The sequence below is a fragment of the Paenibacillus aquistagni genome, from assembly GCF_900177815.1.
GTDB lineage: Bacteria > Bacillota > Bacilli > Paenibacillales > Paenibacillaceae > Paenibacillus_B > Paenibacillus_B aquistagni.
In genome coordinates this window covers 526,726-550,164 of the sequence record NZ_FXAZ01000001.1, presented here as the reverse complement: position 1 = coordinate 550,164, position 23,439 = coordinate 526,726, and the positions used below count along the sequence as shown (strand labels likewise).

The 23,439-nt window shown below is 50.5% G+C and carries 19 protein-coding genes; 1 reads left to right on the top strand and 18 read right to left on the bottom strand.

Features of this window, described 5'->3' with window-relative positions; all coding sequences use genetic code 11:
* Window positions 1-303 precede the first annotated feature (303 nt).
* From rsmB to B9Y93_RS02435, 12 genes are all read right to left on the bottom strand, one after another.
* The gene (gene rsmB / locus B9Y93_RS02490) at window positions 304-1,698 is read right to left on the bottom strand and encodes a 16S rRNA (cytosine(967)-C(5))-methyltransferase RsmB (RefSeq protein WP_085492764.1); all 1,395 of its coding nucleotides are present in this window, start codon (window positions 1,696-1,698) and stop codon (window positions 304-306) included.
* Window positions 1,695-2,645, bottom strand: coding sequence for a methionyl-tRNA formyltransferase (gene fmt / locus B9Y93_RS02485; protein WP_085492763.1), 951 nt, complete (start codon window positions 2,643-2,645; stop codon window positions 1,695-1,697). Before fmt ends, rsmB begins: the two co-directional genes overlap by 4 nt.
* Before the next feature lie 2 nt (window positions 2,646-2,647).
* Window positions 2,648-3,124, bottom strand: coding sequence for a peptide deformylase (def, locus tag B9Y93_RS02480; RefSeq protein ID WP_085492762.1), 477 nt, complete (start codon window positions 3,122-3,124; stop codon window positions 2,648-2,650).
* Window positions 3,125-3,188: 64 nt separating this feature from the next.
* The gene (gene priA, locus B9Y93_RS02475; RefSeq protein ID WP_244903326.1) at window positions 3,189-5,897 is read right to left on the bottom strand and encodes a primosomal protein N'; all 2,709 of its coding nucleotides are present in this window, start codon (window positions 5,895-5,897) and stop codon (window positions 3,189-3,191) included.
* Between the two features lie 31 nt (window positions 5,898-5,928).
* The gene (coaBC, locus tag B9Y93_RS02470) at window positions 5,929-7,203 is read right to left on the bottom strand and encodes a bifunctional phosphopantothenoylcysteine decarboxylase/phosphopantothenate--cysteine ligase CoaBC (RefSeq protein WP_085493930.1); all 1,275 of its coding nucleotides are present in this window, start codon (window positions 7,201-7,203) and stop codon (window positions 5,929-5,931) included.
* 444 nt (window positions 7,204-7,647) lie between these two features.
* Window positions 7,648-7,881 (bottom strand): DNA-directed RNA polymerase subunit omega, encoded by a 234-nt coding sequence (gene rpoZ / locus B9Y93_RS02465; RefSeq protein WP_085492760.1) that lies wholly within the window; start codon window positions 7,879-7,881, stop codon window positions 7,648-7,650.
* Window positions 7,882-7,965: 84 nt separating this feature from the next.
* The gene (gene gmk, locus B9Y93_RS02460; RefSeq protein ID WP_085492759.1) at window positions 7,966-8,532 is read right to left on the bottom strand and encodes a guanylate kinase; all 567 of its coding nucleotides are present in this window, start codon (window positions 8,530-8,532) and stop codon (window positions 7,966-7,968) included.
* A gap of 65 nt (window positions 8,533-8,597) precedes the next feature.
* Window positions 8,598-8,858: an extracellular matrix/biofilm regulator RemA gene (remA, locus tag B9Y93_RS02455; protein WP_005548256.1), complete on the bottom strand. Its 261-nt coding sequence runs from the start codon at window positions 8,856-8,858 to the stop codon at window positions 8,598-8,600.
* 24 nt (window positions 8,859-8,882) lie between these two features.
* Entirely contained in the window at window positions 8,883-9,767 is an 885-nt protein-coding gene (locus tag B9Y93_RS02450; protein WP_085492758.1) for a YicC/YloC family endoribonuclease, read from the bottom strand.
* Window positions 9,768-9,799: 32 nt separating this feature from the next.
* Window positions 9,800-11,761, bottom strand: coding sequence for a bifunctional homocysteine S-methyltransferase/methylenetetrahydrofolate reductase (locus B9Y93_RS02445; protein WP_244903266.1), 1,962 nt, complete (start codon window positions 11,759-11,761; stop codon window positions 9,800-9,802).
* A 312-nt stretch (window positions 11,762-12,073) separates the two neighbouring features.
* On the bottom strand, window positions 12,074-12,913 hold the full coding sequence (gene dapF, locus B9Y93_RS02440) for a diaminopimelate epimerase (protein WP_085492757.1): 840 nt from the start codon (window positions 12,911-12,913) through the stop codon (window positions 12,074-12,076).
* A 211-nt stretch (window positions 12,914-13,124) separates the two neighbouring features.
* Window positions 13,125-15,923 carry a calcium-translocating P-type ATPase, SERCA-type gene (locus B9Y93_RS02435; RefSeq protein WP_085492756.1) on the bottom strand — a complete coding sequence of 933 codons (2,799 nt, stop codon included), beginning with the start codon at window positions 15,921-15,923 and terminating at the stop codon, window positions 13,125-13,127.
* Between the two features lie 240 nt (window positions 15,924-16,163).
* Here B9Y93_RS02435 and B9Y93_RS02430 point away from each other — a divergent pair, with 240 nt between their 5' ends.
* A complete protein-coding gene (locus tag B9Y93_RS02430; RefSeq protein WP_085492755.1) occupies window positions 16,164-17,924 on the top strand; it encodes an Rqc2 family fibronectin-binding protein in 1,761 nt (586 codons plus the stop codon).
* 139 nt (window positions 17,925-18,063) lie between these two features.
* On the opposite strand, the gene B9Y93_RS02425 is transcribed toward B9Y93_RS02430, so the two are convergent.
* From B9Y93_RS02425 to B9Y93_RS02400, 6 genes are all read right to left on the bottom strand, one after another.
* Window positions 18,064-20,013, bottom strand: a complete 1,950-nt coding sequence (locus B9Y93_RS02425; RefSeq protein ID WP_085492754.1) for a GTP-binding protein — start codon at window positions 20,011-20,013, stop codon at window positions 18,064-18,066.
* A gap of 31 nt (window positions 20,014-20,044) precedes the next feature.
* A complete protein-coding gene (locus tag B9Y93_RS02420) occupies window positions 20,045-20,941 on the bottom strand; it encodes a PHP domain-containing protein (protein ID WP_085492753.1) in 897 nt (298 codons plus the stop codon).
* Window positions 20,938-21,852 carry a selenium metabolism-associated LysR family transcriptional regulator gene (locus B9Y93_RS02415; RefSeq protein ID WP_085492752.1) on the bottom strand — a complete coding sequence of 305 codons (915 nt, stop codon included), beginning with the start codon at window positions 21,850-21,852 and terminating at the stop codon, window positions 20,938-20,940. Before B9Y93_RS02415 ends, B9Y93_RS02420 begins: the two co-directional genes overlap by 4 nt.
* Before the next feature lie 159 nt (window positions 21,853-22,011).
* A complete protein-coding gene (locus B9Y93_RS02410; protein WP_085492751.1) occupies window positions 22,012-22,449 on the bottom strand; it encodes a hypothetical protein in 438 nt (145 codons plus the stop codon).
* 235 nt (window positions 22,450-22,684) lie between these two features.
* A complete protein-coding gene (locus B9Y93_RS02405; protein WP_085492750.1) occupies window positions 22,685-22,948 on the bottom strand; it encodes a YlbG family protein in 264 nt (87 codons plus the stop codon).
* A 27-nt stretch (window positions 22,949-22,975) separates the two neighbouring features.
* The gene (locus tag B9Y93_RS02400) at window positions 22,976-23,425 is read right to left on the bottom strand and encodes a YlbF/YmcA family competence regulator (protein ID WP_085493928.1); all 450 of its coding nucleotides are present in this window, start codon (window positions 23,423-23,425) and stop codon (window positions 22,976-22,978) included.
* Window positions 23,426-23,439: the final 14 nt, after the last annotated feature.

Here is a 23,439-nt window from a genome sequence, read left to right as displayed (position 1 = left end):
CTCATCCTGCAATAAGACAGGATATCGCTCATCCGAATAACCCTTTCACGATAATGCTTCTACGACAGGCAAGCCATCTATAATCAGCAAATAAAAAAGCCGTGCGCCAAGGAAGGGAAGCCTCCTTAATCGCACGGGTCAAATATTCGATATTCAATTCGAGTTAGATTCCTAGCCGCCAACCATGACATGCAGTTGTATGCTGTTACATGCTGCTGCATGTCTATAGCGCAGAAGTCGGTGAATTGGGACGAAGCGTACAGGCAGTATAGGTATCACTGCTTTAATTGAGATTACGCTTTGCTACTTCTGCGCAGTACGCACCAAAGAGGCAATAAAGAACCCATCTGAGTCCGCATCGTGCGGAAGCACCTGCAGCATGCCTGCTTCACTACGTTGAAAGGCTTCTGAGAGCTTATCCTGCGGAAGCGCCTGCTTCCAAGAATCATCAAGCGTCCATTCTGGATGCTCCTTCACGAATTGCTCGACAATATCGCGATTCTCCCTTGGCTCAATCGTACAAGTAGAGTACACAAGACGCCCTCCAGCCCGAACCAGCTTGGCCGCCTCTCGGATCAATTCATGCTGCAGCTTCGCGATGGCCTTCACATCCTGCAGCGTCTTGCGCCACTTCAGATCAGGCTTGCGTCTGATGACGCCAAAGCCTGAACAAGGCGCATCCAAGAGAACCACATCGAAGCTGTCAGGAGCAAGGCATGCGCCAAGCTTGCTGGCGTCTTCATTCATCGTATGAATCATGGACAAGCCAAGACGCTTCGCCTGATCTTCAATCAGCGCGATCTTGTGAGCATGAAGGTCATTCGAGATAAGTTCCCCCTTATTGCCCATCCGCTCCGCGATATGCATGGATTTCCCCCCAGGCGCGGCACAGCAATCGAGCACGCGCATAGAAGATTCGGGGCGAACCGCCTCCACAACCAGCATGGAGCTTTCGTCCTGCATTGAGATTTTCCCTTCCTTATACCAAACGGAATGAGCTAGATTGCCGGTGCCGATCCCAATAATCCCATCCTTCGATAAGACGGAAGGCTTTATAAACATGCCTTGGGCCTTCATCTCTTCGATAAGCGCCTCGCGGTTGGCACGAAGCGGGTTCACTCGAATGCTCGTATGCGGCGGTTCATTGTTCGCTTCACAGATCGATGCTGTCTCTTCTAGCCCGTAAGCCTTGATCCATTCTTTCACAAGCCATTCCGGATGAGAATGCTCCCAAGCGATTCGTTCAGAAGGTGACATGCTCTCCTTCGCTTCCCACAGCTCAGGCTCTCGCATCACAGCGCGAAGCACCCCGTTGACGAAGCCTGCCATCGCCTGCTGACCGCGGCGCTTAGCAATCGTCACTGCCTCATTAACGATCGCGTGATCCGGCACACGATCCAGATAGCGCATCTGGTACAAGCTCATGCGAAGCAGATTGCGCATCCAAGGCTTCAACTTGCGGATGCCTTTGTTCACCTTCTGTTCCAACACGCCATCGAGCGTAGACAAGCGCTGGATCGTACCGTAGACAAGCTCTGTCGCAAGCCCTGCATCCGCACGCTCCAAGCGCGCTTCCGTAAGGGCCTCATTCAGCTGCAAGTTGCTGTACGCCTGATCCTTGTCCACCTGGACCAGCACATCAAGGGCGACCTCGCGAGCAGTACGACGTCTGTTCTGCTTCACATTCGAATGCGTCACAGCAGCACCGTCCCCGGCGTAAGCTTGCCGCCTCGAGCAAAGTCCTGCACAGCCATTGCTTTCTTGCCAGCCGGCTGAACCTCTGTCAGCGTTACGGTGCCATCACCAGTCTGGACAACTATGCCAGTCTCGCTTACTGCAAGCACAGTTCCTGGCTCAGCATCTGGAGTGCCTGTATGGGTCTTAGAAGATTCGGGCACGCGCATGGCCCATATCTTGAATACTTCATCATTCCATGTCGTATACGCGCCAGAGTATGGAACAAGCCCGCGCACCTGATTGAACAGCTCACGCGAGGTTCGATTCCAATCGATGCGCTCATCTTCACGCTTTAGATTAGGGGAATAGGTCGCAAGCGCTTCCTCCTGCGGCTCCGCTTGAATATCTCCTGCGATCAGCTTCGGCAGGGTATCTTTAAGCAGCTCTGCGCCAACAAGGCTCAGCTTCTCGAACATTGTTCCCGCATTATCCTCATCCGTGATGGGAAGCGCGGCGCGGCTGATCATGTCGCCCGTATCCATTCCTTCCGCCATATACATGATCGTTACGCCGGTCTCCTGCTCTCCATTCATGATCGATCGTTGAATAGGGGCGCCGCCGCGATATGCAGGCAGCAATGAGCCATGGACATTAATGCAGCCTAGACGCGGAACATCCAGCACCTGCTTCGGCAGGATCTGTCCGTATGCTGCTGTTACGATAAGATCGGGCATAGCAGCCTTGATATCCTCAACCGTCGTAGAAGTCCGCAGCTTCTCAGGCTGCCACACAGGAATATCATGCTGCAGGGCAAGCGCCTTAACAGGTGTTGGTGTCAATACGCGCTTACGTCCGACTGGGCGGTCTGGCTGAGTCACAACGGCAGCGATCTCGTAACCTTCGTCAATAAGCAATTGCAAAGAGGGAACGGCAAATTGCGGCGTCCCCATAAATATGATTTTGGTCATGTTTACTCCTTATCTTGGCGTGGAATCTCATACACACGTTCAGCAATAGAAGTGAAGAGCACACCATTCAAGTGATCGATCTCATGTTGGAATGCACGGGCTAAGAAATCCTCAGCAATCATTTCCCAAGTCTCCCCATGACGATCCTGGCCTCTTACACGAATCTTCTGATGGCGAAGCACGTCACCGTTCAGTCCAGGAATGCTTAGGCATCCTTCAGGGCCAAGCTGCTCGCCTTCTGTCTCGACAAGCTCAGGATTCACCATCTCGATAAGGCCGTTATCATCGCCAACATCAACGACAATCACACGCTTTAAAATGCCAATTTGAGGAGCGGCAAGGCCTACGCCTTCCGCATGATACATCGTTTCCGCCATATCATCGAGCAGCTTATGCAAATTCGCATTAAACTTTGATACTGGCTTTGCCACCTCATGAAGCACTGGATCCGGCTCTTGTACAATAATTCGAATAGCCATCTTAACACCTTCCTATCCCACAAGTTAAATTCTCTATATGCTTATTTTATGATCAAATGTACGCTTACATCATCATCTGAGGATCAATATCTACACTGAACTGCACATGCTGCTCCTTCGCCATGGGCTCAAGGGTAGCCATCGCCTCTGCCATGAGAGCGGACAAATCAATATGCCCTCGGCATTTCACAACGCATTGGAAGCGGTATTTGTTCTTGATTCGCGGAATCGGAGAAGCCACTGGACCAAACACATCGATAGCTTCTGTGGCATGATGCAGCGATTGCAAGTATCCCTTGCGCTCCGCAAGCTCCTTAATCCGAAGGGCTGCATTCTCAGCAGCACGCACCAAGAGCGGCAGCTGCTCATGCGTCATCGTAAGCAGTGCAATTCGGCTGAAGGGAGGCACCATCTGAGCCATGCGGTGCCGAAGCTCATCAGAAGCAAAGCCGGTATAGTCATGTCCAGAAGCATAAGTGATTGAATAATGCTCTGGCGCATAGGTCTGGACAATGACCTCGCCCGGAAGATGATGCCGGCCGGCACGGCCTTCAACCTGCGTCAGCAGCTGAAAGGTTTTTTCTGATGCGCGGAAATCAGGCATATGCAGCGCTGAGTCCGCTGCAATGACGCCAACCAGCGTCACATATGGGAAATCAAGGCCCTTGGCGACCATCTGCGTACCCAGCAGCACATCCGCCTTGCGTTCGCGAAACTGCTGAAGCATTCGTTCATGCGAGCCTTTTTCCGTCGTCGTATCCACATCCATCCGTATGACCCGAATACCCGGAAAGCGTCTCGCCAGCTGCTCTTCAACCTTCTGCGTGCCCGTTCCAAAAAAACGAATATGCTCGCTCTCACAGGAAGGACACAGCGAAGGGGCTCGCTCTGTATAACCGCAGTAATGGCACCGCAGATGCTCTGTCTTCATATGATACGTAAGAGAAATATCGCATTCCGGACACTGAGCGACATAGCCGCATGTTCGGCACATAACGAAGGTCGAGTAGCCTCTTCGGTTCAGAAGAAGCACCGTTTGCTCGCCGCGCTCAAGCCGCTCCTCTATCGCCTGTTCCAAAGGTCCGCTGAACATCGAGCGATTGCCAATCTTAAGCTGCTCGCGCATGTCAACAATACGAACAGGCGGCATAGGGCGCCCTCCTACCCGCTCTTGCATGCTCAGCATTTTAAGTGGATATAATGGCGGCTCAAGCCCACGTGGCAGGGGCTCATCATGCTTCACCTTTGCCGAATAATACGTCTCAATAGAAGGCGTCGCTGAGCCGAGCACAACGACAGCATGGTGAAGCCGTGCCCGTTCAATGGATACATCCCGAGCATGATACCTTGGGGTCTCTTCCTGCTTATAGGAGGTTTCGTGCTCCTCATCCATAATAATGAGTCCAATATGCTGAAAAGGAGCAAACACCGCCGAGCGGGCACCGATCGCAACTTGAACGCGCCCTTCACGAATCTTGCGCCATTCGTCATAGCGTTCACCTTGAGACAAGCGGCTGTGCATAACCGCCACCTTAGAGCCAAAGCGGCTCTTGAAGCGCTCCACCATCTGGGGAGTCAGGGATATTTCCGGGACAAGCACAATCGCTTCCTTTCCCTGCTCCAAGCAGTGCGCGATCGATTGCAAATATACCTCTGTCTTGCCGCTTCCCGTCACGCCGTGAAGCAAAAAGGACTGAGGGGCGTCACAGTCAAGCGCCTCCTTAATCCGATCAAAGACCCCTTGCTGCTCTTCCGTAAGCGGCAGCGGCTCCGAAGGCTTGAAGTTCCTTCCGGAATAAGGATCTCTAAGCACCTCAACGTCATCTATCGTCAACAATCCCTTGTCTGCCAGTGCTTTGACAGCAGAAGCGTTCAGATCTTTAAGCGGCAGCTCCCCCTGATTATCGATGAGCTGACTAAGAACCTCCTGTTGGCGCTTTGCTCGAATAGCAGCTGCATGCTGCCTCGCCTCTTCGAATGAGAGATTAAGCGACACTCGCTTCAGCTTTTTGACCCCAATGCGGTCTTTTATGCGTTCTGTCTCTACTAGCCAGCCAGCGAGCAGAGAGGTCTTAATCAGCCGCGAGGCATGGGGAAACCGTTCTAGCAGCTTATTCGCGGCTATCGGCTCATGCGCTTGGACATACTGCCACACCTGACGCAGCAGCGGCTCATCCGCACGGTGCCGCAGCAAAGAGCCGATCAGCGTCTCTTCCCCCATAACAGCCTGCTGCCCGGACAGCTCCTCACTCGGACTAGCTGCGGCATGGCGGGTATGCCTATACTGCTCTCGGCTGTCACTCTCATCGATAGCCCCATGCAGTTCATGGCTTGTGCTTGATTCGTCCCAAGCTGATGCAGGGGCTTGCTGCAAATACGCCGCTGCCTCAGCGCCAAGCCGCACCGCCTTCTCGCTCTTCCCCTTAAGCGCACTAGGAATCATCACCTGCAAGCAGGCAGTGTACGTGCAGACATAACGACTGCTCATCCAAGCAGCAAGAGAAATGAGATCAGGCGGAAGCGGTGGAACCACGTCCAGCAGCTGCTGTACCTTTTTTAGCTTACTGGATTCAATGCTTGATCCGTGCATAAGCTCAATGACGAAGCCCTGCAGGGTTCGCGGGCCAAAGGGCACGCTTACTCGACTGCCTACTTCAATCCATGAACTCATCGACTCAGGCACAATATAATCAAAAGGACGATTCGTATCCTTGCTCGGAACATCTACGATAATGCGTGCAATAAGAGGAAGACTCTTAGCCTCGTCAAACAGCCGAGGCTCGTTGTTGTCAGACCATGGGTTTCTATTCAAGCTCATCCACCTCTAGCGGAAGACGCTCGTATGCGATATCTAGAATCCGGTGCGCAATGGAGTGCTTGGTAGACAGCGGAATGCTCTCCACAAGACCATCTGCATCATAAATTTGCACTTCATTGTTGTTGGAGCCGAAGCCCGCATCATCTCGTGAGACATCGTTTGCGACAAGCAGGTCGCACTGCTTCCGACGAAGCTTGTCCTGCGCAAATGCTGCTACATCATGCGTCTCTGCAGCGAAGCCTATCAAAAACTGGCCATTCTTCCTTGCTCCAAGCTCTTGAAGAATATCTGGATTTTTGACAAGCTCAATCGTCATGCGATCCGTTGTCTTCTTAATCTTTTGATCTGCACGGACAGCAGGCCTGTAATCCGACACCGCCGCCGCCTTCACGATAATATCCATATTGTCGAAGCGAGACATAACGGCATCATACATGTCTTGGGTAGATTCCACACGAATCACTTCAACGCCTTCTGGCGGCTCGACTTGCGTCTGTCCTGCGATTAAAGTAACCTTCGCTCCATAGTCGCGGGCGGCTTCCGCAATCGCAAAGCCCATCTTGCCAGAGGAATCATTCGTAATATATCGAACCGGATCAATCCGCTCAATTGTACCGCCAGCGGTGATCATGACAGACTTGCCTTGCAGCTTCGATGAAGTCAGCGCATCCTCTTGATTAGCGGAGAACGCCATTCTGTCATCTTTTGCAGCTGTCATTTTAGAAAAATAAGCCTCGATCTGCTCGACAATGTATTCGGGCTCTGCAAGTCTGCCCTTTCCTGTATAACCGCAGGCAAGCATGCCTTCATCAGGCTCGATCATCATCATGCCACGTTCAGCAAGCACCTGCATATTGTGCTGGACGGTTGGATGGGCGTACATATGAACGTTCATAGCCGGCGCAACCATAATCGGTGCTGTAGTAGCAAGCAAAGTAGTAGACAGCATATCATCAGCTAAACCATAGGTCATCTTCGCGATGATATTCGCTGTTGCAGGCGCAACGACAAACAGATCTGCCTTGTCCGCAAGATCAATGTGAGAGACGACTGAGGCATCCCGTTCATCAAATGTATCGGTATAGACTGGATTGCGAGTAAGGGTTTGCAGCGTAAGTTCGGTTATGAATTGAGTGGCGCTCTTCGTCATGATGACATGAACATGAGCACCCGCCTGCTTCAGCTTGCTGCACAGTGTTGCCGCTTTATAGGCCGCAATACCTCCCGTAATCCCAACGACTATCGTCTTGCCATGTAACATAAGCTCCCACCCTTTCTTCACGCTGATGACCAACATCCTGCCGCAGCGCCTGGTTCTCTTGGCTTTCACTCGGATGAAAGAGTGCAAGCCCTTAGCAGCTCAGCAAGAAGCCTAAGCACAGGCTTTCTTAGCGGCATTCAAGTTCAACAGCATAGGATTACCGCCAAAGCGGCGATCCAGGTTCTATCTCGTGAAAAAAACCTCTACTCAGGCCATTTCATGATGAGCGACCGCGATTAGAGGTTGTATTATCGCAAAAGAACGATATCTAGTTTCAAACCATCCGATAACAGAGCACTCATATGGTAAAAAAAGCAACAACCAATCGGCTGTTACTTTACCCATACAAATGAACGCGGATGTCATCAATGCGAGAGTATCGCCTACTGAATGATATGATTCAATACGCGATGCTCCGGCATTCTTATGGCATGACAGCCAAGCTTACTGAACAGCCTCTTCTCTTAGATCTTCTTGCTGTTCTTCGCTGGACTCTACGTCGATATAATCACTGTAGATCTCTTCAAGCGCCATCCCAACATACTTGTGGGACTTCGGCTGAAGCAATTGTGTACGATCTCCTTCACGAAGCTCACGAGCACGGCGAGAAGCCGCGACAACGAGGGAATATTTGCTGTCCACTTTGTTCACCAATTCATCGATGGAAGGATATAGCATAGTTTTTGCACCCCTATTCTCTTATTACAACTGTCAGAAGGCACACCTTGAATGTGCGCCTTTTCCTCAGAAGATATATGCGATCTAAATTTTACAATGTTCGGCAATAATGATGCTTTCTATACGCTGACACGCAAGATCAATCTCATCATTGACGACTGCATAATCATAATGCTGCATTAATGCAATCTCCTCGACCGCCACATTCATGCGATGATCGATGACCGAATCATTCTCTGTTCCACGTCCGCGAATGCGATCCTTCAGTTCCTCTAAGGATGGAGGCGTTAGGAAGATAAAGATCCCCTCAGGGAACTTCTCTTTCACCATCAGCGCACCTTGAACCTCAATCTCAAGCAGAATGTCTTTCCCTTCTGCCAGCGTCTTCTCAACGAAATCGCGCGGTGTACCGTAATAATTGCCTACGTATTCCGCATATTCAAGCAGCTCGTCATTCTCGATCATATCAAGAAACTGTTCTCTGCTTCTAAAAAAATAGTTTACACCATCAACCTCGCCAAGCCTCGGCTGTCTGGTGGTCACGGATACCGAATACGTAAGATCCGTCGTTTTCTTTTGTAATGCCTTGCATACCGTGCCCTTTCCTACGCCTGAAGGACCGGACAGCACAAATAACAAACCTTTTCTCATGATTCTCTCCATTTTCAGAGGTTGCTTAACAAGTTTATGTAACAAAACTTACTAAACAAGCAGTATTATTCGTCGTTGTCGTCGTCCTTCGTGGATAGACGATGAGCTACAGTTTCTGGTTGAACCGCAGACAAAATGACATGATCACTATCTGTGATGATTACAGCGCGCGTGCGGCGGCCATAAGTCGCATCAATCAGCATGTGACGATCACGAGCCTCTTGAATAATCCTCTTGATTGGAGCCGACTCCGGACTCACAATCGAAATAATTCGGTTCGCGGAAACAATGTTCCCAAAACCGATATTAATCAATTTAATCGCCATTCTTGGACCTCCTCTAAAATGTCGCTACTCCATGTTTGCGATCTGCTCTCGAATCTTCTCAAGCTCTGCCTTCATCTCAACGACTCGGTTTACAATCTCAAGATGATTCGCTTTTGAGCCGATCGTATTCGTCTCTCGATTCATTTCCTGAATGAGAAAATCGAGTTTGCGGCCAATAGGCTCCTCGCTCTCAAGCAGCTTTTTGAACTGCTGAAAATGACTGTCGAGCCGCGTTAACTCCTCGTCAATGTTACTGCGCTCAGCAAAGAGAGCAACCTCCATGCCGAACTTTGTATCATCAAAGGTCAGATGCTGCTCTGACAGCTGTTCAAGCCGCTGCTTCAGCTTAGCACGATAGTCCGTTACAACAACTGGGGCCCATTCTACGAGTTCTCCATGAATGACTTCCAGACGAGCTACACGTTCCTTTGTATCCTGTGCCAGATGCGCCCCTTCAACGGTACGCATCTGACACAATCCTTCCAAGGCTTCAGTCAGTCCATCTTCCAAGCAGGCGATGAGCTGCTCTTCCGACCATGTTGTCTTCTCACTAACGGTTACTGCATCCGGCAGACGAAGCACATCCATCACTTCGATCTCTCCGGACAAGCCGTACTTTTCACTCAACTGATTAGCTGCTTGCATGTAAGCATCTACCACTTGCATGTTCACATCAACCGCACAAGCAGTCTCACCAACATGTTCTTTGTTAATAAACACATCGACACGTCCGCGACGGATGCGACCCTGCACAATCCGACGCAAGCGATCCTCCAGATTCGCCCATTCTCTTGGGAGCCGGAGCACAATCTCGCTGTAGCGATGGTTTACGGATTTCATCTCAATACTAATCTTGTATCCGCCGATTTCCTTCGCGGATTGACCATATCCGGTCATGCTAAATACCATGGGAACCACATCCATTACCCTATTTTAATTGATTATGTTAGACGAAACAAGGGGTCCTGCTTGCGTTCCGCTTTTTCCCATACATATGATGTCAGTTCTGCTGTCATCTGATAGAACATGAATGGGGTAATGAGATAGATTCCATTAAAATGCTTCATCGCAGCATCAAGAAGCTCTTTTCCTATTTCCACGCCTTCTCTGCGTCCCGCTTCGCCTTCAAGGCCTTTCATGCGCGCTCTTACATCCTGAGAAAGCTGAATGCCTGGAACCTCATTGTGCAAGTATTCTGCATTGCGTTCACTCGCAAGCGGCATAATGCCGACAAAGATCGGAATCGGGATGTCTCGCGTAAGCTCTGCCATGCGCTCAATCAAGGCCGCGTCATAGACCGGCTGTGTCATGATGTAGTCCGCACCAGCCTCTACCTTGCGATGCAGCCGCTCGACTGCCTTCTCCAAATATTTCACATTCGGATTAAAAGCCGCGCCGACAACAAAGTTGGCCTTTTGCTTCAGCGGCTTGCCCGAGAAGGCCATTCCGCGGTTAAGCTGCTTGATCATCCGAATAATCTCAAAGGACGTCAAGTCATAGACCGAGCTCGAATCAGGAAGGTCGCCGAAGCGAGCGGGATCGCCTGTAACGGCAAGAACATGGTCGATGCCTAAGGCGTCAAGGCCCATCATATGAGACTGCGTACCAAGCAGGTTGCGATCGCGGCAGGCAATATGAATCAATGGACGAATCCCTGTCTCTTCATGAACAAGATGTCCAAGTGCCATGTTGCTCATACGCGTAACGGCCATGGAGTTGTCCGCAAGCGTCAGCGCATCGGCTCCACACTGCTTGAGCGCTCTTGCTCCCTCCATAAACTTTTGAATGGACAAATCACGCGGTGGGTCAAGCTCAACAATCACCGTATGGCGGCGCTCTACAAGATCAATAATAGATTCCTGCCGATCAAGATTGTCATGGCCGGATGCATGCCATGCCTGAGGAATGGATTCGTCCACTTCCAACTCTGATGCTTCACTCTCCGTTACGAGAAGAGGCGCATATTGGCTTTGTCCCGTTAATGTTAGCGCGACAATCTCAGGTGCTTGCGGAAGCTCTAATGGATCCAAGGCCTCGATGGCCTCCGCAATAACTCGAATATGATGAGGGGTGGTACCGCAGCATCCGCCTACGATTCGAGCCCCAAGCTTTGCAAAGCGCACAGCGCTGTCCGCCATGTATTCCGCAGATGCAACGAAATTGTATCGGCCATCCACGTAGTCTGGCATCCCTGCGTTAGGGAACGCAGACAACGGGAAGCGATCCCGGCCATCTACCTGCTCCATTGCTCGGAGAAGACCATTAGGTCCCATGCGGCAGTTCAGCCCTACAACATCAGCGCCTTCCAAATGCAGGATGCGGAAGCTCTCAGTCAGACGCACTCCGTCCTTCGTACGGTCCGAGTCTTCTACCGCGAATTGGCAAATAATCGGCACCTGTTGATCCAGCTTTCTAGCAATATGCAAGGCAAGCCGCATTTCCTCAAGATCATAGAATGTCTCAAACATGAGGCCGTCCACGCCTTCTTCCAGCAAGGCCGACAACTGTTCCTCATAATCACGCATGACTTGGGAGGTATCGATGTTCTCTCTCTTGCCTGCTCGGATGGAGCCTAGAGCGCCAACTACATAAGCTTGGCCGTCGGCAGCTTCTCTAGCAAGCCGCACTCCCGCTCTATTAATCTCTTTTACCTTGCCTTCCAGCCCGTGGCGAATCAGCTTCTCGCGATTGGCTGTGAATGTATTGGTTTCAATGAGCTTGGCGCCAGCCGCCACATACTCACGATGGATATTCCGAATCGTATCTGGAGCTGTAAGATTGAGGTCCTCATATGAGATGCCCACTGGAAATCCCTGCTCATACAAATAGGTACCCATTGCTCCATCGCCTACTACTACGCCTTGTCTCATCGCTTCTCTAAGCGTCACAACCCCATTACTCATCACAGTCAGCCTCCTGCTCTCCCCATCATTTCAGTCGTCGTTATTACGTTATACGGTTCATGCTGCTGCTTCGCAACAGTCAACGAACCAAATATCAGCCATAAATAGATAACAATATAAGAACGTCACGACCGTTTGCGCTCTCTCCTATGATCTTTTATCTATTCTTCAAAGGGTTCACGCACATGAACTACCATGATTCTACCAAAAATAGTGGCATAAAACATGACACATTCCAAAAAAGTTCTTAAATGGAACAAAAGACGCCCCAAGCAGGGCGTCTCGCTTACCTGTATCGATATGGGCCATTCTTTATGATTTGAGCCATCGGCCAGTAAAGACAACCTCTGCAGGTCCTGTCATGTACACATGATTGTCCGTCTCATCCCATTCAATGAACAAGTCGCCGCCTGCAAGAGATATCGTTGCTTGCCGATCTGTTTTCCCATTCAGCACACTAGATACGAGCGTCGCGCAGGCACCGGTACCGCAAGCCAGCGTAGGGCCTGCTCCGCGCTCCCATACTCTCATATCTACTTGATTGCGGTTGTTCACTGTGGCAAACTCGACATTGATTTTGCGCGGAAATAGACGATGCACCTCAAGCCGTGGTCCCCATGTATGAAGATCAACGTTCACTGCATCATCCACGTAGATGACTGCATGAGGGTTGCCCATGGATACTGCCGTAAAGTGGAATGTACGATCTCCGACTTCAATGGGATGCCCAATAACGGGGTTCTGATCCACTGTCGTTGGAATCTGAAGCCCATCAAGCACTGGAGCGCCCATATCCACACGCACCATCTTTACAATCCCATCTTCCTTTTGCAGTTGAACACGCTGCACGCCCGCTCCCAGCGTCTCGATGGTCAGCTCATCGCCATCCTTATAGCCATGGTCAGCCACATATTTGGCCACACAACGGATCGCATTGCCGCACTGCTCCGCCTCCGTACCGTCAGAGTTGATAATACGCATCATAAAGTCCGCGTTCGCTGAAGGCAAAATATACACTAATCCGTCTGCACCGATGCCAAAGTTGCGATTGCAGGCTTTCACTGCAAGCTCAGATGCATGCTCAGGAAGTACCGCTTCACCATATATCACAATAAAGTCATTGCCTAGTCCGTTCATTTTTGTAAATTGCATGTCAGCCACTCCTTCTCTTAGACCACGTATTCCAATGTTTATATAGGCAATACGCACTTAGCGCTAAGGTTAGGATACAGGAATCGGACAGGAAAAGGTATTTAAGAACTGCTTGAAGATTTGCATTAATTTGATAGCTTCGTATGAAATAAACGGCTGAAACAAGCAAAGCATCCCTTGCCCTTACACCTGCCTATGAAGAGGGCCTTAGCTACGCCGCACGGCGATTAGGCGGATATGTGCTGCTCCGACGCTTCGTTGACGGCTTGCTGCCGGACATGACTGAGCCGATACCCATCAGAAATGTTGGGATTCCCGCCATAACGAAGGTGATAGCCCAGTCTCTTAAGCCAAGCGGCACTGTCTTGAAGATCGGCTGCAGCGGCTCAATGTAGAGCACAGCAAGCAAGAGAATGACTGATGACAAGACCGCGAGCACCAAGTAACGGTTCTGCAAAATGTTGCGATGGAAAATGGATCGTGAGCTGCGGCAGTCAAACACATGAATCAACTGAGCCATGACGAGCGTGGCAAAGGCGACAGTCTGTGCCTGCGTCAGCTGCTCGGCACTGTCAGGGTTCACGCTTAACGTGAGCCAGAAGGCAGCAAGGGTGCATAAGCCAATCAAAATGCCTCGGCTGATAATCTTCCATCCAAGTCGTCTCGCAAAAATATTCTCCTTAGCAGAACGCGGACGATGCTCCATAAGATCCTTTTCCGCTTGGTCCACACCAAGCGCCATCGCTGGCAGGCCGTCCGTCACCAGATTCACCCATAGAATCTGAATCGGCACCAGCGGAAGAGGAAGACCCATCATCATGGCAAAGAACATGACAAGAATCTCGCCAACATTGGAAGCAAGCAAGTAGCGAATGAACTTGCGGATATTCTCATAGATGCCCCGCCCTTCCTCAATTGCCGCCACAATGGTGGCAAAGTTGTCATCGCTAAGGATCAAGGCTGAGGCTTCCTTCGTTACGTCTGTTCCCGTAATCCCCATCGCGATCCCAATATCAGCGGCTTTGATTGCAGGCGCGTCATTCACCCCGTCTCCCGTCATGGCAACGACATGCCCTTTTCGCTGCAGCGACTTCACAATGCGAAGCTTGTGCTCCGGGGAGACTCTAGCATAGACGTACACCTGATCCACAATGTTGTCGAGTTCATCATCACTAAGCTTGGACAGCTTAGAGCCGTTGACAGACATGCCGTCTCTAGGCATAATGCCAAGCTGCGAAGCGATCGCCTCAGCCGTCAGCTGATGATCCCCCGTGATCATGACCGTCTTGATGCCTGCTTTGCGGCATTGATAAATCGCATCGCGCACTTCACGGCGCGGCGGATCGATCATGCCCGTCAAGCCGACAAAGACCAGCTGAGACTCCATGCGCTGCTCATCATCCACGGATTCCTTGCCTTTTAGCTCACGATAGGCGAAGCCTAATACGCGCAGCGCCTGTTTCGCCATTTGTTCATTGGCCTGTTTGACCTTCTGCTTCAATGTGTCGGTTAGTGGGATAACGTTGCCTTCCCACAACACATACGAGCAGCGATCAAGCAGCACGTCAGGCGCACCCTTGGTCATGACCATGCGCCCTCCTTGATGAGACACAACCACAGACATGCGCTTTCGCTCCGAGTCGAACGGCAGCTCGCTCTCTCGCTTATACAAAGAGCTAAGACTGGTTGGCGTTATTCCAAGCTTGGCGGCCAGAACAAGCAGCGCACCTTCCGTCGAATCGCCTTTGATCCCCCAGGCAGGACGCTTTTCATCCGTCTTTTTCTTTTGCGCTTTTCCAGCTGGCTCTGAATCGCTATCCTGCTCAAGCAGCATAGCATTGTTGCACAATGCGCTGATCTGAAGCAGACGCCGCAACGATTGATTTGTCTTCAGATCAACCATACGCCCGCGATGGGTAATCTGCCCATCAGGCTCAAAGCCTTCGCCGCTAACATCAAGCCCTTGGTCGCCAAGCCACACATGCGTGACCGTCATTTTATTTTGAGTCAGCGTGCCTGTCTTGTCCGAACAAATGACAGAAGCGCAGCCCAGCGTTTCAACAGAAGGCAGTTTTCTAACAATCGCTTTACGCTTAATCATCCGCTGTACACCAAGCGCCAAAGCGATGGTCACAATCGCAGGCAAGCCCTCTGGTATAGCAGCGACGGCTAAGCTCACACCCGCCAAAAACATGCCCATGGCCGGCTGTCCATGCAGAATACCTGCCACCACAACCATAACCGTAAGTCCCAAGGCAACAGCGATTAGAATTTTGCCAAGCTGCTCCAAGCGATGCTGAAGCGGGGTTTCCATCTCTTCGGTGCTCTGAATGAGATGCGCGATCTTGCCCATCTCGGTCTCCATGCCCGTCCGCATAACAACACCCTTGCCTGTCCCTCTTGCCATCATGGTGCCCATGAAGCCGAAGTTGCGCATATCGCCAAGCGGAATCTCTGCATCCGCAATTGCCTGCGCATGCTTGCTTACAGCAACAGACTCTCCGGTCAAGGCAGATTCCTCCACATAACAGCTATTGGTCTCGAGCCAGCGCAGATCAGCCGGGATTCGATCACCGCTCTCCAGGAGAACCACATCTCCAGGCACCAGATCACTTGCAGATATATGCTCCAATCGCCCTGCCCGCAGCACCTTTGCCATCGGGGCGGACAGTTCCTTTAGCGCCCGCAAAGAGCGTTCCGCCCGAAACTCCTGCACGAAGCCAAGAATCCCATTTAACAAAATAATGGCGATGATTGTTATGGCATCCAGATATTCCCCAAGAATGCCTGATACAAGCGTAGCGCCTGCCAGCACCAGCACCATTAAGTCCTTGAATTGGTTCAAAAACAATGCAATAGGCGATATTTTCTTTCCTTCCGAGAGCTCATTTTTCCCGTATTGCTCTCTTCGCTTGGATGCTTCTTCTGCGGAAAGCCCTAGCTCTTTTTCAACGTCCAGCTTGTGCAGCAGCTCTTCACTAGACAGCTGATGCCACATCTTTTGTTCCATTGCACGTTCTCCTTTCCTCCTGATCGCTTTTCCATCCAAGGCATTGCTTATAGACGGATGATCGAACCCCGGCATATTCCTCGTTCGACACCTTCGTCGGCCCCTCGAACAGCCTCTAGGCTAAATCTATTCGGACAAGATCGAAAATATCCCACCGGAATACGAAGGGAGCTCTTAAGTTTTGGACAAAAGTATGGCATCATAGAGAGGAAGTCATCAATGGAATAGGAGACCTTCATTATGTCATTAGACGGAATGGTAACAAGAGCGCTGGTTCATGAGCTGCAGATGACCGGTACGACTCGTATTCATAAAATTCATCAACCAACAGAGCATGATCTTGTACTACATATGCGGGTTGCAGGGGCGAATCGAAAACTGCTCCTCTCGGCGAACCCGACTTATCCCCGCATTCACTTCAGTGAGCAGGTGTTCGTCAATCCGCCAGAGCCGCCAATGTTCTGCATGCTTATGCGCAAATACTGCGAAGGCGGCATTATTGAACGAATAGAGCAAGTTGGCATGGAGCGTGTCATTCATATCTACATTCGCAAGCGCGACGAACTTGGCGATGAATCGGTGAAGCTTCTCATTATTGAGCTTATGGGACGCCACAGCAATATCATTCTCACCGAACCTGCAACGGGACAGATCGTTGACGGCATTCATCACATTACCCCTGCCATCAGCAGCTATCGCATCATCATGCCAGGCTTTGCGTATACGGCGCCTCCTGAGCAGTTGAAGACTAACCCGCTTGATATGAGCGAGGAAGCCTTCAAGCAGCTCCTCTCCCAAGAAGCCGAGCTTGACGAGGAGCATCCGGACTTGGCAGCCAAGTGGCTTGTGCAGCAGTTGTCTGGCGTGAGTCCGCTTTTAGCCAAGGAATGGGTTTACCGCATCGGCCAGCTGGAAAGTGCTGATTGGCTGAACCGTGCATGGTCTGCTTTCGAGCAGATGATGCAGCCTATTCGAAGCAATCACTATCAATCGAACATTGTAGAGTCAGACGATGGCAAGAGCTATTTCTCTGTCCTGCCGCTTACGCACATTTCAGGTTCTCTAAAGATGTATGACAGCATTAGCGACTGCATGGAAGCCTTCTATGGCGACAAGGCCGAGCGCGACATGGTCAAGCAGCGCGTTGGGGACCTGACAAGATTCCTTGAGCAGGAGAAGAAGAAGAATCTAAAAAAGCTTGATAAGCTGGAATATACGATTCAAGAAGCGCAGGATGCAGACAAGTATCGCATTATGGGCGAGCTGTTGTTTGCGAATTTGTATCAGATCAAACGGGGCGATACGTCCACTGCGCTTGAGAACTTTTATGATGAACACATGGGAGTGCTAAATATTCCGCTTGATCCGCTGCTTGAGCCATCAGAGAATGCACAGCGTTACTTTAGGAAATATAATAAATTGAAAAACAGCATGCAGGTCGTTCATGAACAGATGGACGTGGCCAAGAAGGAGAATGCGTACTATGACATTTTGCTTCAGCAGCTGTCAGACGCTAATATGCAGGATGCTCAAGAGATTCGCGAGGAACTCATTGAGCAAGGGCTGCTTCGCGACCGAGGACGCAAGCAGAAGCGCAAGAAGAAGGACAGCCGTCCTACCTTGTACCTGTACACTTCTTCAGAAGGCATTCCGATCTATGTCGGCAAAAACAATATCCAGAACGAATACCTTACCAATCGTCTAGCAAAGCCAAATGATACATGGCTTCACACCAAGGATATCCCTGGCTCGCACGTTGTCATTCGAAGCGAGGAATTCGGAGATGCAACACTCGAAGAAGCTGCTCAGCTTGCTGCTTATTACAGCCAAGCGAAGCATTCCAGCCAAGTGCCTGTCGATCATACGCTCATTCGCTACGTACGCAAGCCGAGCGGAGCCAAGCCGGGCTTTGTGATTTATGATCGACAAAAGACGCTCTACATCACTCCAGAGGAAGGACGCATCCGCTCCTTAGCATTTGAGATGAAGCAGGGCGGCTAATACCCGTACAGAACGTTACTTAAGCCTTAGCTCTACAATGTCCTCTCACACTCACAAAAGCAGCATGCGTATCAGAGATACGGATGCTGCTTTTTTACATGTTATGCGTGACCATCACATGCGTATGCGTCTATTCCCATTACACATGCATATGACCAGCTGCTTCTTCCCACGGAACCTCATACCCTTGCCCTTTTGCACAAAAAATAGACGAGGACGTATACTCAGGGTCAGCCTGCTTCTGATAGCCGATTGCTTCAATAACCTGCTCCGATTGATGACAAGGCTCATACCCGCCAAGCATCAAGCTGAGCCTTCCTTTTCCTTGAGTAAAGGAGGCAAGCTCCACACTATAGTTCATGAAGGTAGCCACTGGCACCCTGCCTGTGACCGTTACCTTATCCCCCTCAATCTCAGGCGGTTGGAAGCTGCCGTGCGCCTGCTGAATATCTGAGAGCACCCTGCCCATGTGATCGAGCGCAACTCTAATTTTATAATCATAGATCGGTTCAAGCAGAATATTTTCAGCCTGCTCAAGCCCTTGACGTATTGCACGAAACGTAGCCTCGCGGAAATCTCCGCCATGGGTGTGCTTATTGTGCGCGCGTCCCTTGAGGAGCGTAATGTGCAGATCCGTTAGAGGAGAACCCGTCAGCAGGCCGTGATGCTCGCGCTCATGAATATGCTGCTCCACTAGATGCTGATAGTTGACAGGCAGCACATCCGGATGGCACGCATTGAGAAAAACGATCCCACTGTCACGAGGACCTGGCTCGATCCGCAAATGAACCTCTGCATAATGCTTCAAGGGCTCGAAGTGGCCGCAGCCAGCTACTGCATCTCCGATCGTTTCCTTGTATAGAATTTGCGGTTCGCCAAAGCGAATCTTCAGCTGGAATCGCTCCAGCACGATCCGCTCCAGCACCTCAAGTTGGATAACGCCCATGACGTGAAGATGAATATCCTGCGTTCGTTCCTCCCAGCTAACGCTGAGGGAAGGATCCTCATCATCGAGCATTCTGAAGACCTTTAGGGCATCCTTCGGGTGAACTGAAGGCTCCAGAATCACCTTCGACTTCAGCGCTGGTATCAGTTCAACGGCTGTTTGGCTGGAGAGCGCACCACCCCCCTGACCGCACGCAGCCATCGTTAATCCCGCAACCGCACACAACTCCCCTGCTGCTGCACGCTCTACCTGCTTCAACTGTTTGCCATTAATAGAGCGAATCTGGGTAACTTTCTCTGTATATTCATTATCGTTATGCTTGTAGCTTATTGTGCCTCTTACCTGCAAGCTCCCGCTTCGCACTTTCAAAAAAGTCATTCTCGTGCCCGCAGCATCATAACGAATCTTGTACACCTGTGCTGCAAAGGGTTCGGTTGGATCATAGGAGGTCATAACTAATCCATCCAGCATAGCGAAGAATGGTTCAATGCCGTGATGATGAAGGGCAGAGCCGCTCCCTAGCGGGAATACACTTCGTTCCATAACCATCATGCTCAAGGCTTGCCGCCAGCGGAACTCATCGATTCCTCGCTCTAGATAGGCTTCAAGCAGCAATGAGTCACGCTCCGCCACAAACTCAATCTGTTCTGTGCTCCACTCTTCAGCTACCTGCGTGGCTGGAAGCAAGAAGAGATCTGTTGTGAACAAGCTTCTTATCTGAGCAACAACCTCATCAAGATTCGCTCCAGTTCGATCTGTCTTGTTGATGAAGAAAAAGACCGGGACATGCTGTTTCTTCAGAAGCTGCCATACGGTCTCCGTATGTCCTTCTACGCCTTCAACTGCACTAACGATGATGATCGCAGCATCCATAACCTGGATCGTGCGCTCCATCTCAGGAGAAAAGTCGACGTGCCCGGGAGTGTCAATAAGGTGATAGATATGATCCTTGTAGGCAAATGTGGCTTGGTCAGCAAAAACCGTAATACCTCTCTCTTGCTCGATCTCATGACTGTCTAAAAAAGCGCTGCGATGATCCACCCTGCCGGGCTCAGCTATCGCGCGTGTTAAATAAAGCAGCTGCTCTGCAAACGTGGTCTTGCCAGCATCCACATGCGCAAAGAGTCCTATCGTTTTAATCATGTTGATAACGGCACTCCCTCTAGCGTATAACTTAGCATCCTCCATGCGAAGCGATATGCTTTAAGCGCTCAACTACATGCATATTGATTCTTCGGCTTCCAAGCGCCCCGTGAAATACGTCCCCTTGACGAGCGCCGTGGAAGTCCGAGCCAGCGGTCATTAGCACAGCTAAACGTTCTGCCAGCGCATAATATCGAGCTGCATCTGCCTCGCCATGATCCGAATGCCATACTTCAATGCCATCCGGCTTGATCTCAGCCACAATGCGCTCAACAAGCTCATCGCTTCCGTACAATCCCGGATGAGCAAGCACAACTGCGCCACCTGCTTCCCGAATCCATGCTGCGGCATCTAACGGACGAATGCGAGGAGGATTCACATAGGCTGCTCCATCCTTGCCCAGGTAGCGATCGAACGCGTCCTTCATGTTCTTCGCCGCTCCTCTTCTAACGAGCGCGTCAGCAATATGTGGACGCCCCACGGTCTCGCCCTCTGCGAGTGGACGATCAAGCTCCCCCACCACTTCGTCCATCGTAAGTGGAATCCCGAGCGCTGTAAGCTTCTCGACCAGCATTTGATTGCGAATATCGCGTGTATTTCTCAGTCCCTTCAGCCGCTCAAGAAACTTAGGATCGTGCTCATCGATAAAGTAGCCTAGAACATGAATATCGATGCCTTCCTCAACTGTACTAATCTCCACGCCGGGAACAAGCTCAATCGAGAGCTTTTCTGCCTCTTCTCGCGCTTCCTTAAGCCCTGCAACGGTGTCATGGTCGGTAATAGCAATCGCCTCAAGACCTGCCTGCTTAGCAAGCCTTACATTAGAAGCTGGAGATTCCATTCCATCTGAAGCAGTCGTATGAGTATGTAAATCGGCACCGCCGTTCACTGCGGGCAATCCTTTTGAATCGTACAGGGATTCACTCATTTCTCGTTGGCCCCTTCCTTTTGCTGTCTTAAAAAGGTTAAAAAAGCGGTCGCTGGCCACGTCAGCACGCCATCCTTGCGATGCACGGCATAAAATTGCCGCTTCAAAGACAGCCCCTCCACTCTGAGCGTATCTACCAGTCCAAGCGCTCTTTCATGACGAACGGCAGAAGGAGACAGCATCGTCACGCCTAATCCTGCTTCTACCGCCGATTTGACGGCACCCGTGCTTCCCAATTCCATCGCAATCGACAGCGCTGTAAGATCAACGCCATTATTACGAAGCGCTTCCTCCATAACAAGTCTCGTGCCTGAACCCTGCTCGCGCATAATAAAGGAGCAGTTCATCAACTCATGCATCGTTATCGTCTCTCGTCCAGCAAGAGCATGGCTCTTTGGCACAATCAGCATCAGTTCATCGGACATGACGGCTTCTACGATGACTCCCGTCTCTGTTACAGGAGCTTCAACAAGTCCAAGATCAAGCTGATGCTGCAAAATCCCTTCTACAATTTGGGTTGTATTCATAACCTTCATATTGAGTGTCATTTGTGGATGCTTCACGCCAAAGGCACCAAGCAGGTGCGGCAGCACATACTCGCCTATCGTTAGGCTCGCCCCCAGTTGGAGCTTTCCATGGAGTTCATTCGTAAATACAGCCATCGCCTGCTCCGTCTCATGCACCAGATCAATGCTTCGCCTTGCATAGGGAAGCAGCGTTCTGCCCGCGTCAGAAATGGAGAGCTTCTTCGTTGAGCGATGAAACAGCTTCGTGCCGAAGTAATCCTCCAGCGATTGAATCTGCATGGTCACGGCTGGCTGTGTCATATGAAGCGCAAGAGCCGCTGCTGAGAAGCTGCCTTTGGTCGCTACGGTATAAAAAATATGTAATTGGTGAAAGCTGACTCCCATCGCTTACTCATCCCTTCTCCCTTGCGTCTATTTCGTTTATTATTATATCACAATGCCATATATGCTCACTACGCAAACAGCCGTACCCCTTAAGGAGTACAGCGATTTGCAGCATTAGATATGAGGCAATGGCGATCTATCGTATCCATGTGGATGAAGCTATCTTCTCTTCCGCGAATTCTTAACCAAGGTCATACGTCTCGAATGGCGCAGCCATGAATAGTATGTCTTCAGGTCTCTTAGCTCCATGGTCTCGGACATTCGACCTAGGTAGGTGACAACAATCATCTTCATCAGCGGGTTGCCTGCCAAATCCATGTCCTGATCTGATGGAACAAACTCGGCTACAAACACAATATCGTCATCAATCAGGTACACATCTTCTTCATTGCGGTAGTAAGCGGAGATTCGCTGCTGCTTCAAGCAATCCCACATCCATTCCGCAATGCTCTCCGTGTTCGTATCGGCATGCGAAATGCGGTCATCAAAGCGAGTCTTAGCATGATTAGTAATGACGATGTCCGCTATTTTCTTATCACCCAACATGACATAGAACGGTTCGTACGTACTCCATCGCTCCATCACCTTGTCCCTCACAGCTACCACTCTCCACCATATTAGGTCTTTTTATCTAGACAATTACCCATTATATTACATGATACGTATGCCATTCACAAGTTTAGTACATACATTTTTACACTTTTTTAGGGAAACTTTAGCAATTGGTGAATATTCTGTGAAAAATGCAAATAGGCAGGGAAGATACCCTGATCTAGGATATCTCCCCTGCCTGCTTGCCAAGCTCGCATAGGGCTTAAGCAGGAGTAGAAGCTTACATGCCGTAAAAGCGAGTTTTCTCTTCGAATTGACCGCTGAATTCCGTCTTAAGCTCATTGCGATAAGAGCGTTCGATCTTTTTGACGTATGGAAGTCTCTTAATGTTCTTCATCGTCTCTTCTGCGAATTCTGCATTGACATAGAGAACAGCGTAATGCATCTTTCTTGAGATATAGTGAAGACTTCCATATTTCTCAAGGTTGCGTGCCGCCTTCACATCACTAACCCATATAATCAATCCTGTACGTACTGGAAACATGCTTTACCTCTCTTTCCATTCATACGACTAACCGCAGCTGGCGCAGCCGCCGCTGCAGCCATTCCCACAGCCGCCGCCGGAAGGCTTTAGGGCATTGCTCGGCACTTTGATGGTGTCAGATACCGCATGCGCAATTGAAGAAGAGAGCTCATAAAGCATCTGATCAAGCTGATCCTCCGCTTCTTTGAAGCTGCGAACCGCTTCAATTGCATTCAGGCGAAGCTCCGTCTCCTCCATCTCTGCCTTTGCTTTATGATAATCTGGATGGAAATGTCCAAAGCGCTCTGTCTCGGAGAACGCTTCCTTCTTGCGTGCGAATTCTTTAATCATCTGCTGGGCTTCCTGATGCGATTCAACCCTAACCTTCCAATATAGATAATTCGCCACTTCGGCCGAATCCTTAATCATGTCACCGAGTTCATAAGCATGAGTAAGCAGAGCGGCCATATCGACAACTTCATGCTGCTGCACGATTATCACGCTCAATTCTC

Excerpts from the sequence above, each read along its gene's own strand:
- remA (WP_005548256.1), bottom strand. The coding sequence starts at position 8,858 with ATGGCGATTAAATTGATTAATATCGGTTTTGGGAACATTGTTTCCGCG.
- coaBC (WP_085493930.1), bottom strand. The coding sequence starts at position 7,203 with ATGTTACATGGCAAGACGATAGTCGTTGGGATTACGGGAGGTATTGCG.
- dapF (WP_085492757.1), bottom strand. The coding sequence starts at position 12,913 with ATGCAATTTACAAAAATGAACGGACTAGGCAATGACTTTATTGTGATA.
- gmk (WP_085492759.1), bottom strand. The coding sequence starts at position 8,532 with ATGAGAAAAGGTTTGTTATTTGTGCTGTCCGGTCCTTCAGGCGTAGGA.
- B9Y93_RS02425 (WP_085492754.1), bottom strand. The coding sequence starts at position 20,013 with ATGATTAAAACGATAGGACTCTTTGCGCATGTGGATGCTGGCAAGACC.
- B9Y93_RS02445 (WP_244903266.1), bottom strand. The coding sequence starts at position 11,761 with ATGAGTAATGGGGTTGTGACGCTTAGAGAAGCGATGAGACAAGGCGTA.
- def (WP_085492762.1), bottom strand. The coding sequence starts at position 3,124 with ATGGCTATTCGAATTATTGTACAAGAGCCGGATCCAGTGCTTCATGAG.
- B9Y93_RS02450 (WP_085492758.1), bottom strand. The coding sequence starts at position 9,767 with ATGGTATTTAGCATGACCGGATATGGTCAATCCGCGAAGGAAATCGGC.
- rpoZ (WP_085492760.1), bottom strand. The coding sequence starts at position 7,881 with ATGCTATATCCTTCCATCGATGAATTGGTGAACAAAGTGGACAGCAAA.
- B9Y93_RS02435 (WP_085492756.1), bottom strand. The coding sequence starts at position 15,923 with ATGGAACAAAAGATGTGGCATCAGCTGTCTAGTGAAGAGCTGCTGCAC.
- B9Y93_RS02405 (WP_085492750.1), bottom strand. The coding sequence starts at position 22,948 with ATGTTTCCAGTACGTACAGGATTGATTATATGGGTTAGTGATGTGAAG.
- fmt (WP_085492763.1), bottom strand. The coding sequence starts at position 2,645 with ATGACCAAAATCATATTTATGGGGACGCCGCAATTTGCCGTTCCCTCT.
- B9Y93_RS02430 (WP_085492755.1), top strand. The coding sequence starts at position 16,164 with ATGTCATTAGACGGAATGGTAACAAGAGCGCTGGTTCATGAGCTGCAG.
- B9Y93_RS02420 (WP_085492753.1), bottom strand. The coding sequence starts at position 20,941 with ATGAGTGAATCCCTGTACGATTCAAAAGGATTGCCCGCAGTGAACGGC.
- B9Y93_RS02415 (WP_085492752.1), bottom strand. The coding sequence starts at position 21,852 with ATGGGAGTCAGCTTTCACCAATTACATATTTTTTATACCGTAGCGACC.